Origin of the sequence: Polaromonas sp. (assembly GCF_043778355.1) — a bacterium.
Taxonomy (GTDB): Bacteria; Pseudomonadota; Gammaproteobacteria; order Burkholderiales; family Burkholderiaceae_C; genus Polaromonas.
Genome location: NZ_JAYWHI010000100.1, coordinates 69,850 through 85,340 on the forward strand (window position 1 = coordinate 69,850; position 15,491 = coordinate 85,340).

Sequence of the window (15,491 nt, forward strand, 5' to 3'; positions counted from 1 at the left end):
GGCGACCACCGCATCGTCAGACGGACGTACGCTATTAAATCAGTAGCTGCATACGCAATAACGACTTGGGCTGAGGGCGTATTTCTCCCTTAAACCGGACGAACGTCCGTCTCCATCCGCAAGTCTGGCTCCGCACTTGAAACGGGTGTCTTGTGCCGACGCAGCCTGGCCAGCGCCCGTTTGAAGCCCTGCTCCAGATCATCCACATAGGTAAACACCGCCGGAATGACCAGCAGGCTCAGGAAGGTGGATGTGATCAGGCCGCCAATCACGGCCACTGCCATCGGTGAACGAAAGCTGCTGTCGGCCGAGCCCCAGCTCAGCGCAATTGGCAACATGCCCGCACCCATCGCAATCGTGGTCATGACAATCGGGCGCGCCCGTTTGTGACAAGCGTCGAGTAGCGCCTCCAGGCGCGTCATGGGCGCTTGCGCGGGCTGGCTTTCGGTGGCTGCGCGCCCGCGCCGTGCCTCGATCGCGTACTCCACCAGCAGGATCGAATTTTTCGTGGCCACGCCCATCAACATGATCAGGCCAATCAGCGAAGGCATGGAAAACGACTTGTCCGCCAGCAACAGGCCGACAAAGGCGCCGCCCAACGACAAGGGCAGTGCGGCCAGAATCGTCACCGGGTGCAGGAAGTTCCTGAACAGCAGCACCAATACGATGTAAATGCAAAGCACACCGGTGAGCATGGCCAGGCCGAAACTGGCAAACAATTCACCCATCACTTCGGCGTCGCCAATGACGACCTGTTTCACGCCGGCAGGCAGGTTCACGATGGCAGGCAGTTTTTCCACGGCTTTGCTCACGTCACCGAGCGCCAGGCCGGAGAGTTCGACTTCAAACTGCACATTGCGCGAGCGGTTGAATCGGTCAATCACGGCCGGGCCGCCGGCCATCTCGACCTTGGCCACCTGGCCCAGCATGACGGGCCCGACACCCGGTTTGGTGCTGGGCACCATCAGGCGCTCGAGTGTGGCCAGGTCGGCTTTGGCATCGTCGGCCAGCCGGACCACGATGGGGACCTGGCGCTGCGACAGGTTGAGCTTGGGCAGCGCGGCGTTGTAGTCGCCTACCGTGGCGATGCGCAGCGTCTCGCCAATCGCCGAACTGGTCACGCCCAGATCGGCCATGCGTGCAAAGTCAGGCCGCACGGTCACTTCGGGGCGGACCAGCGAGGCACTGGAGGCGACCGAACCGAGGCCGGGAATGGTGCGCAGGTCTTTTTCCAGTGCCGCCGCTGCGCTGGCCAGCGCCACCGCGTCTTCGCCGGTCAGCGCCAGAATGTACTTTTCACCGGAACCGCCGAGACCGACTTTGCTGCGTACGCCCGGCAGGTTTTCCAGTGCCTTGCGGATGTCGTTTTCAATCCCCTGTTTGCGCGGCCGCTCGCCACGCTCGGTCAGCAAGATGGTGAGTGTGGCTTTGCGCGTTTCGGCAGCGCCGCCGGGGGCAAACGGGTCACTGCCGGCGGCGCCGCCGCCTATGGTGGTGTACACGCTTTTGACATTGGGGACGCTGGCAATCAGCGCACGTGCCCGCTCGGCGGCCACTTTGGTTTCGGCCAGCCGGGTGCCGGGCGGCAACTCCAGATAGACCTGGGTTTGCGAGTTGTCATCGGGCGGCACAAAACCGGTGGGCAGCAAGGGGATCAGCATCAGGGAGCCGATGAAGAAGGCGCCGGCAGCCAGACTGGTGATCAGCCGGTGCTGGATGCACCAGCTGCTGGCGCGCATGTACCAGCGCATCACCGCACCGTCGTTCTCCACATAGTTGACGATGGGTTTGAGGATGTAGGCCGCCATCATGGGGGTGAGCATGCGCGCCACCACCAGCGAGGCAAACACGGCCAGTGCCGCGGTCCAGCCGAACTGCTTGAAGAACTTGCCGGCGATGCCGCTCATGAAGGCGGTGGGTAAAAACACCGCAATCAGGGTGAAGGTTGTGGCGATCACGGCCAGGCCGATCTCATCGGCAGCTTCCATCGCCGCCTGATACGGCGTCTTGCCCATGCGCAGATGCCGCACGATGTTTTCCACCTCCACAATCGCGTCATCGACCAGAATGCCAATCACCAGGCTGAGCGCCAGCAGGGTCACGATGTTGATCGAAAACCCGAGGTAGTTCATGCCGATAAAGGCCGGAATCACCGACAGCGGCAGGGCGACCGCCGAGACAAAGGTGGCGCGCCAGTCACGCAAAAACAGCCAGACTACCAGCACCGCCAGCAGACCGCCTTCAATCAGCAAGGTCAGCGAGGCGCTGTACTCCTCTTCGACCGGGGTCACAAAGTCAAAGGCTTCGGTCAGCTCGATGTCGGGGTGGCTCAATTGCAGGGTTTTCAGCGCGGCGCGCACGCCGCGGCCGGCTTCGACCTCGCTGGCGCCCTTGCTGCGCGCGACTTCAAAACCCACCACGGGCACGCCGTTGAGCAGGGCGGTCGAGCGTTGCTCGGCAACAGTGTCCTGCACATCGGCGACTTGGCCCAGGCGCACCTTGCGGCCGTCGCCCACCGCCAGCTCCAGCAAGGCCAGCTCGGCCGCCGATTTGACGGTGGCCAGCGTGCGCACCGGTTGCTCGCTGGTACCCAGGTCGGTGCGGCCACCGGCGGTGTCCATTTGCACCTGGCTGAGCTGGCGCGAAATGGTGGAAGCACTGACGCCGAGCGCAGCCATCTTGGCGGTGTCCAGCGCGATACGCACCTCGCGGGAGACGCCGCCCACACGGGTGACGGCACCCACACCGGGCACGGCCAGCAGGCGGCGCGTCAGGGTGTCATCGACAAACCAGGACAGGGCCTCATCGTCCATCGCCTTGCTGCGGATGGTGTAGGCCAGCACCGGAGACGCCGCCAGATTGACTTTGCTGACGATGGGGTCGCGCACGTCGGAAGGCAGGTCGGCCCGCACCTGCTGCACCGCCGAGCGCACTTCATCAAGCGCTTCCTGGGTCGATTTTTCCAGGCGAAACTCGGCCGTGATGGTGGCCGCGCCGTCCTGCACCTTGGTGTAGATGTTCTTCAGGCCCTGCAAGGAGGCGATGGCGTTTTCGATCTTGCGGGCGACATCGGTCTCAAGTTGCGCCGGCGATGCGCCCGGCAAGCTGGCCGAGATCACGATGTTGGGCACATCGAGATCCGGAAAGTTCTGCACCTTCATGTTCTGGTAGCTGAGCACCCCAGCAAAACACAGCATCACAAAAAACATGATCGCGGGAATCGGGTTGCGGATGCACCAGGCGGAAACATTCATGCTTTTCTCCGGCAATTTGCTATTTATTTTGTAGCTGCTTGCGCAGGAGGGGTAGGGGCTGAGGCCTTGTTGGGCTCTGCCGCCGCGACCAGCGCCACGGTGTCGCCGTCTGCCAGAAAGGCCGCGCCACCGGCTACATAACGCTCACCGGTCTGGGCCCCCTGGGTGATCTCCACGGCGTCGCCGAGACGGCGGCCGGTTTGCAGCTTGACCTGCGTGACCTTGTTGCCGGGCTCAATGCGCATCGCGTAGGTGAAGCCGTCGCGCAGCACCAGGGCCTGCTGCGGCAGTGTCAGGGCATCGGTCGCGCCCAGTTCAAACTCGCCCTGTGCAAACATGCCCGCCTTGACAGCAGGGCTTCGCGCCAGATCCACGTACACCAGCGCGTTGCGGGTCAGCGGGTCGACCGTGGGCGCCACCATGCGCACCGTGCCTCGCACCTGGGCGCCGCTGGCGGCTGTCACCAGCGCGTTGGCGCCCGGCTTGATGCGGATCACCTCGTCGCTGGTAACCTCGGCGCGCCACTCCAGCCGGCCGCCGCGGATCATGCGAAACAGCTCAGTGCCTGCGCCGACCACCGCGCCCACGGTGGCGTTGCGTGCCGAGATCACGCCGTTGTCGGGCGCCAGCACCTGGGTGTTGCCGCCGCGCAGTTGCTGCGCGTCCAGCACCGCTTGCGCGGCGGCCACGCGTGCCCTGGCAGTCTGTTCACTGGTGTTGTACTGGTTGATCTGCTGCGTGCTGAGCGCGCCGGAGTTTTGCAGGCTGCGGGCGCGCTCGGCATTGCCTGCAGCATCGGCCGCCGTGGCCTGGGCCTCGACCAGGCTGGCGCGCGCCTGCGCCACATCGGCCAACACGCTGTCGCCTGAAAAACGCGCCAGCACCTGCCCGGCCCTGACCGTGTCGCCAACATTGACCAGCACCTGCGTCAGGCGCAGGTTGCTCGATTCGGAGCCGATGATGGCCTCCTGCCAGGCCACGATGTTGCCGTTCGCGCCCAGTTTGATGGGCAGCCGGGTTTGCGTGGGCTGGACCGCCGTCACCGTCAGCGCCGCTTTGGGCGCGGCTGCTGCGGGCTCGGCCTTGTCCCCGGATTTGGAGGAAAAAAGGGCAACAGCCCCTGCCACCAGGGTGAGACCAGCTATCAAAATAATAGCGGCCGGTTTGAGCTTGAATTTTTTCATGATGTTGTTGTGGATTCAAAGGTGAGGCGATTCAGGGCTGCCGTGACGGGCTGCCTGTGGCAACGGCGGGCCCTCCCGGTCCCTCCAGATCACGCGACCAGCCGCCGCCCATGGCGCGGTACAGCGCGACCCAGGCCGAGGCGCGTTCGCGCTGCAGGCTCAAGAGGGCGGTTTCAGCGGCCAGTTGGGTGCGCCGGCTGTCTTCCAGGTCGACCAGGCTGGCCAGGCCGTTTTTGTACAGCGCCTCGGTGCCGGCAAACGACGCGCGGTAACCCTCGGCCGCCACACGTGCGTCCTCGCTGCGGGCCGCGGTGCTTTGCAGATTGACCAGGGCTTCCTCGACCTCGCGCACCGCCTGCCGGACCCGGCCCCGGTAGACGGCGGCAGCTTCCTCGTAACGCGCTTGCGCGGCGTCCGCATCGGCGGCGCGCCGGCCGCCATCGAACAGCGGCAGGCTCAGCGCCAGCGGACCGATGGACCAGGTGGTGAAGTCGGTGCTCCTGCCGCCGCTGCGGAAGTTGTTGGCCGCGACCGAGCCGCTGAGCGTCAGGCGTGGGTAACGCGCGGCCTGGGCGCTGCCGACATCGGCGCTGGCGGCAGCGACTTCGCGCTCGGCAGTCAAGACGTCGGGGCGCTGCGCGAGCGCCTGCGCAGGCACACTTGCTATCGAAATAATAGCTGTTTGCGCAGGACCGACAGGGGCTAAGGCCAGTTTTTGTCTCAAATCCGGCTCCGACATGCCGCTCAGCGCCACCAGTGCCTTGATGTCCAGTTCACACAGTGCCGCCTGCTGGGTGGCGCGGCTGTTGGCGTCGGCGGCACTGGCGCGGCCCAGCGCGGCCGTGGCCGGCGCGGTGAAGCCGGCGTCGGCGCTGAGCTGCGCCAGCCGCCCGGTCTCCGCGCGGGATGCGGCGTCGGCGCGCGCCACCCGCAGCAATTGCCCGCAGGTCCGCAAACTGTAGTACTGGTTGGCTGTTTCGGCCGCCACCAGCACACGTGCGTCATGCCACTGGGCCTGCGCGCCCTCGTAGCGCAGTTGGGCCGCATCGCGGCTGTCACGCCGGCCGCCGAACAGGTCGAGCTCCCAGGCGGTTTGCAGACCGAGCTGGGAACTGGTGCCTACCGGCGCGGGCGTCGCCGTCACCGGCTGGGTGCGGCCGCGGCTGACACCGGCCGATGCATCGAGCGAAGGCAGCAGTGCGGCGCCGGCCGCCACTCGCGTGGCGCGCGACTGCTCAATGCGCGAACGCGCGCTGGCGACCGAGGGGCTGACCGCCTGGGCGGCGTTGATCAACTCGACCAGCAAGGGGTCGCCCTGCTGCTCCCACCAGCGGCTCAGGTCGGTCAGCGTGCCCTGATGGGGCAGGCCGGCCGCCGGCTGGCCGTCGGGCAGTGGCGCAAACCACCGGGTGGGCGGATGTGTGGAGACGGCTGACGGCGGCGATTGCAGCGCGCAGGCCGACAGCAGCAGCGGCGTCAGGGCCAAAGGGATCAAACGAAGGTTTTTCATGCGCTTTTCTTCTTCCTGGCAGCCGGATGCCGGCGCCGTGCAATTTCGACGGCGATCATGGCCTCGGCAAAATCCGCCAGGCGGGCGGCCCACAGGTCGATGGCTTTCGGGGTGGCGATCAGCTGGGGACGCACGTTGTCAATCACATCGCGGCTGATGAACATCTGCATCGCCAGCGCGGCGATGGAAAAAGCCAGCCGGTGTACATCGTCATCGATTTTCGTGACACCCAGATGGCGGCCCAGCACTTCAACCAGCGCGGCGTGGGCCGGCTTGATGTTGTTGTTGATCTGTTCGGCCCACAGGCCGGTCGGCTCCAGCATCTCGCGAAAATGCAGGCGGGTGATTTGCTGCGCCAGGTCGCCCTGCTTGAGCGGTTCGAGAAAGCCGGCGATAAATCCTTCCAGGGCCTCACGCAAGCTCAGGTGTGCCGGATGGTATCTTGAGATGTCGTCGCAAGGCACGCCCAGCGGCTCGGTGAACACGCTGCGGTAAAGCCCGGCCTTGTCACCAAAGTAGTAACTGATGGCCGCCACATTGGCCCCGGCCGCCTGCGCAATCTCGCGCGTGGAGGTTTTGGCAAACCCTTTTTCAGCAAACAGCCGCAAGGCCGCCAGCAGCAGGTGAACCCGCGCCTCGGCGCCGTCGGAGCGCTGCTTGCGGTTTTGGTGCAGCAACGGCGCAGTAGCCGGCCGCGGCGGGCGGGACGTGGTTTTCATTCGCCCGATTAGAGCATATCAACTCAAACGTTTGATTTAACTAGATCAAATGTTTCAACTAGACGCAACTGGTGTGCGCGGGGTACGCCGCGCTGGTGGAGTGCGTGTGATGGGACCAAGTTTTACGGTGCGTTTATACCCTGGGCGGTTTAATCGGGTAATGATCCAGACTCTGCGCTTGAAGGACGTTCTGTCATCGGAGCGTGTGTTGTTGGGCGCATCGGTGACCGCCATGCAGCAGGCATTCGAAGTCCTTGGGCAGCTGGCACGCGAGCCCGGCGGGCCCCAGTCGGCCGAGATCGCCCGGCGCTTGCTGGGGCGCGAGCGCCACAGCAGCACTGCGCTGGGTTACGGGGTGGCCATTCCTCATGCGCAGGTGACCGGGCTGCGGCGACCGGTGGCGGCGTTCTTGCGCTCCAGCGCGCCGCTGGCTTTTAATGCGCCGGATGGTCGACCCGTGTTCGACATGCTGGGCATTCTTGTCCCCAAACCGGCGGTTCCGTACCACTTCGCCCTGCTTGGCGACGCTCGGCACCTGCTGGGTGACCGGGACTTCCGCCAGGCGCTGGCGGCTTGTGGCGATGCACTCGGTGTCTGGCAACTGTTTGAACAGTGGCCGCATTACCGCAGCCCTGTGGCGACGGAGCCCACGGCGGCGTCCACCGTACCCATGCGCGTGCAACAATCGAACGTCAGTCCCTGACCACCCGATTGCCCATGTCTGTCCATCGCATTGTTGACGCGGCGCCGCGCGAGGCGGGACAGAAAGCGCCACGCCGACTGCTGCTGCACCCGCTGCTGCTCGGGGCCAGCCCGGTGCAAAGACATGGATGGGCCTATGCGCTCGCGGTGGTGTTCGCCTGCACCGGCATTTGCGCGCTGATGACGCCATATTTTGATCTGGCCAATCTGATCATGGTGTATCTGGCCGGCGTGGTTTACGCGGCCCTGCGTTTCGGTCAGTCGGCTTCGGTCGTCGCCGTGTTGTCCAGTGTGTTCCTGTTTGATCTGATCTTCGTTCCGCCGCGCTGGTCCTTGAACCCGACCAATACGCAGCATGTCTTCACCATGGCGGTGATGCTGCTGGTCGGGCTGTTGATCAGCCGTCTTGTCGCGCACGCACGCGATCAGGCGCTGGTCGCCGAAGAACGGGCCGGAAGGGAACATGCCCTCAATGAGCTCGCCCGCCAGCTCGCGATTGCGCGTTCACCGGAAGCGGTGGCCGCCGGTTTGCAGGTGGCGGTGCGCTCCACTTTCGGCGCGTCGAGTGCCCTGCTGCTTCCCGACGCCGGAGGCCAACTTTGCGACCCTGCCGGGTTTTGTCTGCAGGCGGGAACGGCATTGCCGGGCCCGGCACCAGACCTGCATTCGCCGCTGGCGCTGGCTCAAGCGGCGATGGACCAGGACCCTCATTCCAAGGGTGCCGGGTGGGAGGGAACGGCCCTGTCGGACACGTTTTACATCCCGCTGCGTGGTGTCAGCCGTTCGCTCGGCGTTTTGGCCATCCATTGCCAGCCGGGCCGCTTTCACGCCCCCCACCAGTCCGACCTCCTCAAGGCCTTTGCCAACCAGGCTGCGTTGGCCCTGGAGCGCTCGGTTTTCGAGCGCAAGAGTGCTGAGGCTGCGGTCGAGGTTGAAACCGAACGCCTTCGCAGCACCTTGCTGTCCGGCATCTCGCATGATTTCCGCACGCCGCTGACGACGATTGTGGGTGCCGCGACCAGTCTGCTGCGGCAGGACCGCCTGCTCGACAACAACAAGCGGTGTGCACTGACGCAGTCCATCCTCGATGAGGCGCGGCGCATGCATGCCCTGGTCAGTGACCTGCTTGACCTGACCCGCATGGAGGAAGGCGGTGTCCAGCCTGCCTATGAGTGGTGCCCCGCCGACGAGTTGATAGAAGAAGCCAGAAAAACTGTCGGCGACCGGCTGCTGACCCACAGGTTGCAAACGAGGGTTGGCCCGGACGCGGTGGTCTGGTGTGATCCGCGCCTGCTGGTGCAGGCCATGAGCAACCTGCTGGACAATGCGGTGCGTTACACCCCGGTCGGCAGCACCATCGTGGTCGAGGTGGAGGTGATGGCTGACCACTGGCAACTCACCGTGTCCGACAACGGGCCTGGCTTGCCGGTGGGCCACGAGCGGGATGTTTTCAAAAAGTTCTACCGCGGCCGGCCCGAGCCTGCCGGCGCCGGCACCGGTCTGGGTTTGGCCATTTGTGCGGCGGTGGCTCGCCTGCACCAGGGCAGCATTGAGGGCGTCAACCACAACGGTGCCCGGTTTGCCCTTTGCCTGCCGCAGCCGGCCCATCAGGGCCTGCCGCCGGACGAGGTCATCGGATGACCGCGGGCGCACTGGTGATGCGGGTCCTGCTGGTCGAGGACGAGGAGCCGATCCGGCGTTTCCTGGTCACCACATTGGAGGCAGAAGGGTACGAGGTGTTTGCGGCTGCGACCGCGCAGGAGGGAGAGATACTCGCGGGCAATCGGCGAATTGATGTTTTTCTGATCGATCTGGGGCTTCCCGACCGTGACGGCGTCGAGTTGATCCGGCAACTGCGCGGCTGGACACAGCGACCCATCATCGTGTTGTCGGCGCGCTCTCAGGAGCGGCACAAGGTGGACGCTCTCGACGCAGGGGCCGATGACTACCTGAGCAAACCATTTGGTGTTGATGAATTGCATGCACGCCTCAGGGTTGCGCTGCGCCATGCGGCCCAGACCACCCAGGCGGGAAAATCGACTCTGAATCTGGGAGATGTGCGGATTGATCTGGAAACCCGAACGGTTCTTCGTGCCGGCCAGGTGGTGCGCCTGACGGCCACCGAATGGCGTTTGCTGGCAGCGCTGGCAAAACGGGCCGACCGGGTTGTCACGTCGCGCCAGCTGCTTCAGGAGGTGTGGGGTCCCGGCCATGCCGAGCAGGGCCACTACTTGCGCATTTATATCCGCCAGTTGCGCCAGAAACTGGAGCCGCAGCCAGCCCGACCGGTGTTGTTGTTGACCGAAACCAGCGTGGGTTACCGACTGCTGGTGCCTTTGGCTGATGCGGTGCCCGAACCCGGCACGTTTGCCTGACCTCCCCCCAGCTGCTTTCCGGCTGTCAGCTCCCCGTCAGGGCCGGGAGGGATTTTTTATAAGCTCTTTACATGCTCGTCGCTAGAGTTCAGCAGCCCTTTCCCGACAGGCTCTGGAGGTTCCCGCATTGAAGACGCTTCTTTTCCTCGCCCATCTGATCGACTGGGTCAATGACCGTTTTGCCACGATAGCCAAGTGGGCGGTCATCCTTGCATGCGTGATCAGTGCTGGCAATGCCATCCTGCGCTACAGCTTCGACCTCAGCTCCAACGCCTGGCTCGAGATCCAGTGGTACCTGTTTGCTGCGTGTGTGATGCTGGGTGCTGCCCAGGTGCTGCGCGTGAATGAGCATGTGCGGGTCGACGTGATCTACGGGCAGTTCCCCAGCCGTGGGCAGGTCTGGATCGACCTGTTCGGCCTGGTGTTTTTTCTGCTGCCGGTGATGGCCTTGATGATCTATTACTCTGCGCCCCTGTTTGTGCGTACCTTTGTCTCGCAGGAAATGTCCAACAACGCCGGCGGACTGATGCGCTGGCCGGTCATTTTGATGATGCCGCTGGGCTTTGCACTGGTCATGTTGCAGGGCCTGTCCGAGATCGTCAAGCGCGTTGGCTGGCTCATGCATGTGCATGAGATGGACCTCCACTACGAGAGGCCTCTTCAATGACTTTCCTCGCTGAGCCACGTTTCCCGCGCCGAGCGGCGGCCTGCGTCACCCTGCAGGAAGGGAGGACGGCATGAACATGCAGGACTTTGCGCCCTTGATGTTTGGCGGGCTGATTCTCGTCATGCTGATCGGTTTCCCAGTGGCGTTTTCGCTTTCGGCCCTGGGCCTGTTGTGCGGCTTCATTGCCATTGAAATGGGATGGTTCCCTGCGGCCTTCATGGCCAACCTTCCTTTCAATGTGTTTGGCATCCTGTCCAACGAGCTGCTGCTTGCGATTCCATTTTTCACGCTGATGGGCTCCATCCTCGAGAAGTGCGGTCTGGCTGAAGACATGCTCGATTCGATGGGCCAGCTATTTGGCCCCGCGCGTGGCGGCCTGGGTTATTCAGTCATCATCGTCGGCTTTATCCTCGGGGCCATAACCGGAACCGTGGCCGGACAGGTGATTGCGATGGCGATGATCTCGCTGCCGGTGATGATGCGTTATGGCTACAACATGCGTTATGCCACGGGCGTGCTGGCCGCCTCGGGAACCATCACCCAGTTGGTGCCACCTTCGCTGGTGCTGGTGGTCATGGCCGATCAGCTGGGACAACCCGTCGGCGACATGTACAAGGGCGCTTGGGGACCTTCCATTCTGCAAGTGTTGATTTTTGCCCTGTATACCTTTTGTTTGACGCGCCTTCGACCCGCCTACCTTCCCGGCGTACCGGCTTCTGCGCGGACGCTGGACGGTTGGGCCTTGTGGAAAAAATGTCTGCGAGGAATCATCCCGTCGGCCGTTCTGATTTTTGCGGTGCTCGGCAGCATGGGCGGCTTGCCTGGCATCAACACTGCGATTGCAACGCCTACCGAAGCCGGCGCCATGGGTGCGGTGGGGGCCTTTCTCCTCGCGGCGCTTCACCGCCGCCTGTCGTGGCCCATGATCAAGGAAGGCATGACTGGCACCATGCGCATCACGGCGATGGTGGTGTTTATCCTGATCGGTTCACGGGTATTTTCGCTGGTGTTTCAGGGGGTCGATGGCGCCGTCTGGGTTGAGCACATGCTGACCGGACTGCCGGGCGGGCAGACCGGGTTCCTGATTGCTGTCAACATCTTCATTTTCTTCCTGGCCTTTTTCCTCGACTTCTTTGAGATCGCCTTCATCATCTTGCCGATGCTGGGGCCGGTCGCCGAGAAGATGGGCATCAACATGATCTGGTTCGGTGTGCTGATTTGCGTCAATATGCAAACCAGCTTCATGCACCCGCCGTTTGGCTTCGCCCTGTTTTATTTGCGAGGCATTTCGGACACCTTGTTCAAGGCCGGTGCGATTCCGGTCAAGGTGGAGTCCAAAGACATTTATCTTGGCGCCATTCCTTGGGTGTTGCTGCAATTGGTGCTGGTGGTGGTTGTGATTTTTGTGCCTCAGACCGTGACCGTGTTCCTGGACAAGAAGGAGAGCATTGACACCGACAAGGTACAAATTGAGATGCCGGTCGAGGAAGAAAACAATGCGACCGCCGAGGACGAGCAGAAAGCCGTCGATGAACTTTTCAGGAACGCCGACAGCCCCGGCGCCGCAGCCCCCGCGTCGGCGCCCGGCGGCGCTCCAAAATAACATGTGCGCAAACCAGCTGCTGCAGAGCAAGGACGTCGCGGAAGGGGCGGCTTTTCCCCTGACGGTCAAGGTGCTCGCCAGCTTGCTGATCGCGGCGTTGGCATTCTGGGGTGTGCAGGCGTTCGACCAGATGACAGGCGCCGGGTGGTCCACCGCTGCCGCCGTGTTCATGGGCGTGACCCTGTGTGTGATCGGACTTTGTTACTACTGGATCTTGCGCAGCCGAACGTCCATTGATGCAGACAGCATTCGCCAGACCTGGCTGTGGCCGAAACAAGTGGCGCTGGCCGATATCACCCAGGCCAAATTCTTTTATGTGCCCTATTTGCAGTGGTTGATTGCGCCGCGGCTGATGGTTCGTGCGCGCGGGCGTGGGCTGTTCGTGTTTCATGCGGCCGATCCGCAGGTATTGCAGTGTTTTGCTCACCTGAGTCTGGGACTTGGGAGCGTTGCGGTGGAACCGGCGCGGGCGGACAAGTAGAAAAATCTGCAGCGGCTCAGGCACCGAACACAGCGCGCCACACGGCCAGAATGGCGTCGCGCTCGGCGCGCAGCGCCGGTGGCCGGACCTGGGTCGGCTCCTCATTGAGCCTTGCCTGGTGCTGCACCCGTCGCAGTTCGCGGTAGGCATGCGCTCCCGCCTGGCCGACGCCGGGCGCCAGCAGGCCAGCCGCCTCGGCGCGCTGCAGCAGTGCGATGTTGCCGACGTTGTCAATCAGTTCCGGATGCCTGCCGGACTGCGACAGCACCAGGAACTGCACCACAAACTCCGCGTCCACCATGCCACCGGGGCTGTGCTTGACGTCAAATTTTTCTCCCGTCTTTTCGCCTTTGATCGGGTGCGCCAAGCGCACCTTCTCGCGCATCGCAACAATTTCGCGGGCCAGCGCGCGGGTTTCGCGGGCTGCGCTGATCACGGCGAGCCGAACCTCGTCGAAGCGCCGGCCCAGTGAGACATCGCCCAGTACAAAACGCGCCCGGGTCATGGCCTGGTGTTCCCAGGTCCAGGCGGTGTTGCTGCCGCGCTGCTGCTGGTACCTGGCATAGGCCGCAAAGTTGGTGACCAGCAGGCCCGAGTTGCCGTTGGGCCGCAGTGCCGTGTCGATCTCGAACAGGTCGCCCTCGGCGGTCTTGATGGTCAGCCAGTTGATCAGCTTGCGCACAAAGGCGGCATACACCTCGGAGGCCTGCTCGTCGTCGTCCTCAAAAACAAACACGATGTCCAGGTCGCTGCCGTAACCGAGCTCCTTGCCGCCGAGCTTGCCGTAGGCAATGATGGCAAATTGCGGCGTCTCGCGATGCCGGTTTTTCAGGCGCTGCCAGCACCAGTCTGTGGTGACCTTGAGCACGGTCTCAGCCAGTGCACTCAAATCGTCGGCCACCTGCTCCACCGTCAACTGGCCCTCGACATCGCGCGCCAGTGTACGGAACACTTCGGCATGGTGGGCGCGGCGAAGCAGGTTCAGGCAGCTTTCCTCGTCGTCCTCGCCCGTGCGGCGCAAGGCGGCCAGGCGTTGCTGCAGTTCCTGGGTGAAGACAGTGGCATCAAAACGCTCATGCAGCATCGCATCGCTGGCCAGTTCGTCGATCACGCCCGGATGCTGCAGCAGATAACGCGCAGGCCATTTGGCGGCGCCCAGCAGGCGCAGCAGGCGCTCATGCACGGCTGGGCGTTCCAGCAGCAGCGCCAGGTAACTTTCGCGGCGCAGCAGCGGCTCGATCCAGTCGATGATGCGCACTGCGGCTTCTTCGCCGGCCTTGCCTTCAACCAGCCACTGTGCGGTGCGTTGCACCAGGCGTGTCAGGCGCGCGCGCGCGTCCTCGCGCAGGCCAAGCACGCGCGGGTGCCCGCGCCACAGCTCCAGTCGCGCGCGAAAATTGTCGGGCCACTGGCCTGCCAGCTTTTCGAGCAGTTCATCAAGATCCTGCGGCGCGACCGGTGCCGATTTGCCGCAACCCTTGCAGTCGGTTTTCTGGCCCAGCAGGGTGTCGAATTCCTGGGCGACCAGCTCGCGGTGCGCGTCGAGCTCGCTCAAAAACGGGCAGCAACTGCTGTAGCCCATGGTCTGCGCGATCCAGGCCAGGTCATCGTCGCGCGTTGGCAGTACATGGGTTTGCTGGTCGTCCAGGTACTGGATACGGTGTTCGACCCGGCGCAGGAAGTCGTAGGCGCGTGCCAGGGCATCGGCGGTGGTTTGTGCCATCAGCCCGGCGCTGGCCACGCGTTGCAGCGCATCAAGGGTGGGGCGGGTACGCAGTTCGGGGAACTGCCCACCGCGCACGACCTGAAGCAATTGCACCGTGAATTCGATCTCGCGAATGCCGCCGCGCGACATCTTGACGTCGTTGGCGCGCTCGGGGTGGCCGGCGGCGCGTTTGGCCGCGTGTTCGCGGATCTGCCGGTGTAACACGCGCAGCGCGTCGAACACGTTGTAGTCGAGGTAACGCCGGAACACAAAGGGCAGCACCGATCCGCGCAAGGCCTGGGCCGAGCCGCTTTGTATACATTCCAGCGGCGCCACCACGCGGCTCTTGAGCCACGCAAAGCGCTCCCACTCGCGACCCTGGGCCTGGAAATATTCCTCCAGCGCATTGAGCGAGACCGCCGCCGGCCCTGAGTTGCCGTTGGGCCGCAGCGCCAGGTCCACCCGGAACACAAAGCCGTGCTCCGTGGTATCGCCGATCAGGGTGTGGATGGCCTTGACCTGCTGCGCAAAATATTCGTGGTTGGAGATGACGCCCCGGCCGTCCTCGCGGCCGGCCGTCTCGCCATCATGGTCGTAGACATAAATCAGGTCGATGTCGCTGGAGACATTGAGTTCGCGCGCACCGAGTTTGCCCATGCCGATCACCCAGAGCTGCGCGCGCTCCGCTGGCGCACCTTCCGATGCCGGGGCCTGCGGCGGGCCATACAGCGCGTCCAGCGCCGGGCGCGATTCGCAGATGGCGATATCGAGCGCGAGTTCGGCGAGCTCGGTCATGGCGCGTGTCACCACCGCCAACGGAACGCCCGCCCCCTCGGGGGGCAGCGAACCCCGCGAAGTGGGGAGCGTGGGGGTCTGATTTTCCGACGGGCCGCCCCTAGGAAAATGCGCCCCCTCGGGGGGCAGCGAACCACACGAAGTGGGGAGCGCGGGGGCGATATCACAGTCCAGCACCACCAGCCGTTCCAGCACAAGCTGACGCAGAATGCGCAGCCGAACCCCGGTATCGGCTTCAAGGGGCTGCAGGGCTTCGTAGGCGGCCTGCATGGTGGCGCGCACCGGCGCACCGGCCGGCAGCAATGCCAGCTGGCTGGCATAACGCCGGCGTATGCGCTGGACAAAACGGGAGTGGTCCGATGCGGCCATGAGGGAAGTTGAGGGGGCAGGCATCACACTAGCTAACAAAAACTTCCCTGTGGGGCGTGGAACGGATGCGGGCGCTGAAGGTCATAATTCTCATGTCAATGGATCAATCGACCCCCTCCCCGTCCGT

At 64.0% G+C, this 15,491-nt stretch carries 11 protein-coding genes; 6 read left to right on the forward strand and 5 right to left on the reverse strand.

Going from position 1 to position 15,491, the window contains the following annotated elements; translation table 11 throughout:
* Positions 1-89: 89 nt before the first annotated feature.
* Genes ACH2CW_RS14595 through ACH2CW_RS14610 form a run of 4 tightly spaced genes read right to left on the reverse strand, consistent with a single transcriptional unit; the run spans position 90 to position 6,667 of the window.
* A complete protein-coding gene (locus ACH2CW_RS14595; protein WP_395059391.1) occupies positions 90-3,254 on the reverse strand; it encodes an efflux RND transporter permease subunit in 3,165 nt (1,054 codons plus the stop codon).
* A gap of 23 nt (positions 3,255-3,277) precedes the next feature.
* Positions 3,278-4,438, reverse strand: a complete 1,161-nt coding sequence (locus tag ACH2CW_RS14600; RefSeq protein WP_395059393.1) for an efflux RND transporter periplasmic adaptor subunit — start codon at positions 4,436-4,438, stop codon at positions 3,278-3,280.
* Between the two features lie 31 nt (positions 4,439-4,469).
* A complete protein-coding gene (locus ACH2CW_RS14605; RefSeq protein WP_395059395.1) occupies positions 4,470-5,948 on the reverse strand; it encodes an efflux transporter outer membrane subunit in 1,479 nt (492 codons plus the stop codon).
* Positions 5,945-6,667, reverse strand: coding sequence for a CerR family C-terminal domain-containing protein (locus tag ACH2CW_RS14610; protein WP_395059397.1), 723 nt, complete (start codon positions 6,665-6,667; stop codon positions 5,945-5,947). The genes ACH2CW_RS14605 and ACH2CW_RS14610 overlap by 4 nt, the downstream gene beginning before the upstream one ends.
* A gap of 160 nt (positions 6,668-6,827) precedes the next feature.
* Here ACH2CW_RS14610 and ACH2CW_RS14615 point away from each other — a divergent pair, with 160 nt between their 5' ends.
* The 6 genes from ACH2CW_RS14615 (at position 6,828) to ACH2CW_RS14640 (ending at position 12,495) form a co-directional block, all read left to right on the forward strand.
* Positions 6,828-7,370, forward strand: coding sequence for a PTS sugar transporter subunit IIA (locus tag ACH2CW_RS14615; RefSeq protein WP_395059399.1), 543 nt, complete (start codon positions 6,828-6,830; stop codon positions 7,368-7,370).
* Positions 7,371-7,384: 14 nt separating this feature from the next.
* Positions 7,385-9,010 carry a DUF4118 domain-containing protein gene (locus tag ACH2CW_RS14620; RefSeq protein ID WP_395059401.1) on the forward strand — a complete coding sequence of 542 codons (1,626 nt, stop codon included), beginning with the start codon at positions 7,385-7,387 and terminating at the stop codon, positions 9,008-9,010.
* Positions 9,007-9,744: a response regulator gene (locus tag ACH2CW_RS14625; protein ID WP_395059403.1), complete on the forward strand. Its 738-nt coding sequence runs from the start codon at positions 9,007-9,009 to the stop codon at positions 9,742-9,744. The genes ACH2CW_RS14620 and ACH2CW_RS14625 overlap by 4 nt, the downstream gene beginning before the upstream one ends.
* 127 nt (positions 9,745-9,871) lie before the next feature.
* Entirely contained in the window at positions 9,872-10,411 is a 540-nt protein-coding gene (locus tag ACH2CW_RS14630; protein ID WP_395059405.1) for a TRAP transporter small permease subunit, read from the forward strand.
* Between the two features lie 70 nt (positions 10,412-10,481).
* Positions 10,482-12,014: a TRAP transporter large permease subunit gene (locus ACH2CW_RS14635; protein WP_395059407.1), complete on the forward strand. Its 1,533-nt coding sequence runs from the start codon at positions 10,482-10,484 to the stop codon at positions 12,012-12,014.
* Between the two features lies 1 nt (position 12,015).
* Positions 12,016-12,495 (forward strand): hypothetical protein, encoded by a 480-nt coding sequence (locus ACH2CW_RS14640; protein WP_395059409.1) that lies wholly within the window; start codon positions 12,016-12,018, stop codon positions 12,493-12,495.
* Between the two features lie 16 nt (positions 12,496-12,511).
* Here ACH2CW_RS14640 and glnE read toward each other — a convergent pair whose 3' ends face one another.
* Positions 12,512-15,364: a bifunctional [glutamate--ammonia ligase]-adenylyl-L-tyrosine phosphorylase/[glutamate--ammonia-ligase] adenylyltransferase gene (gene glnE / locus ACH2CW_RS14645; RefSeq protein WP_395059411.1), complete on the reverse strand. Its 2,853-nt coding sequence runs from the start codon at positions 15,362-15,364 to the stop codon at positions 12,512-12,514.
* Positions 15,365-15,491: the final 127 nt, after the last annotated feature.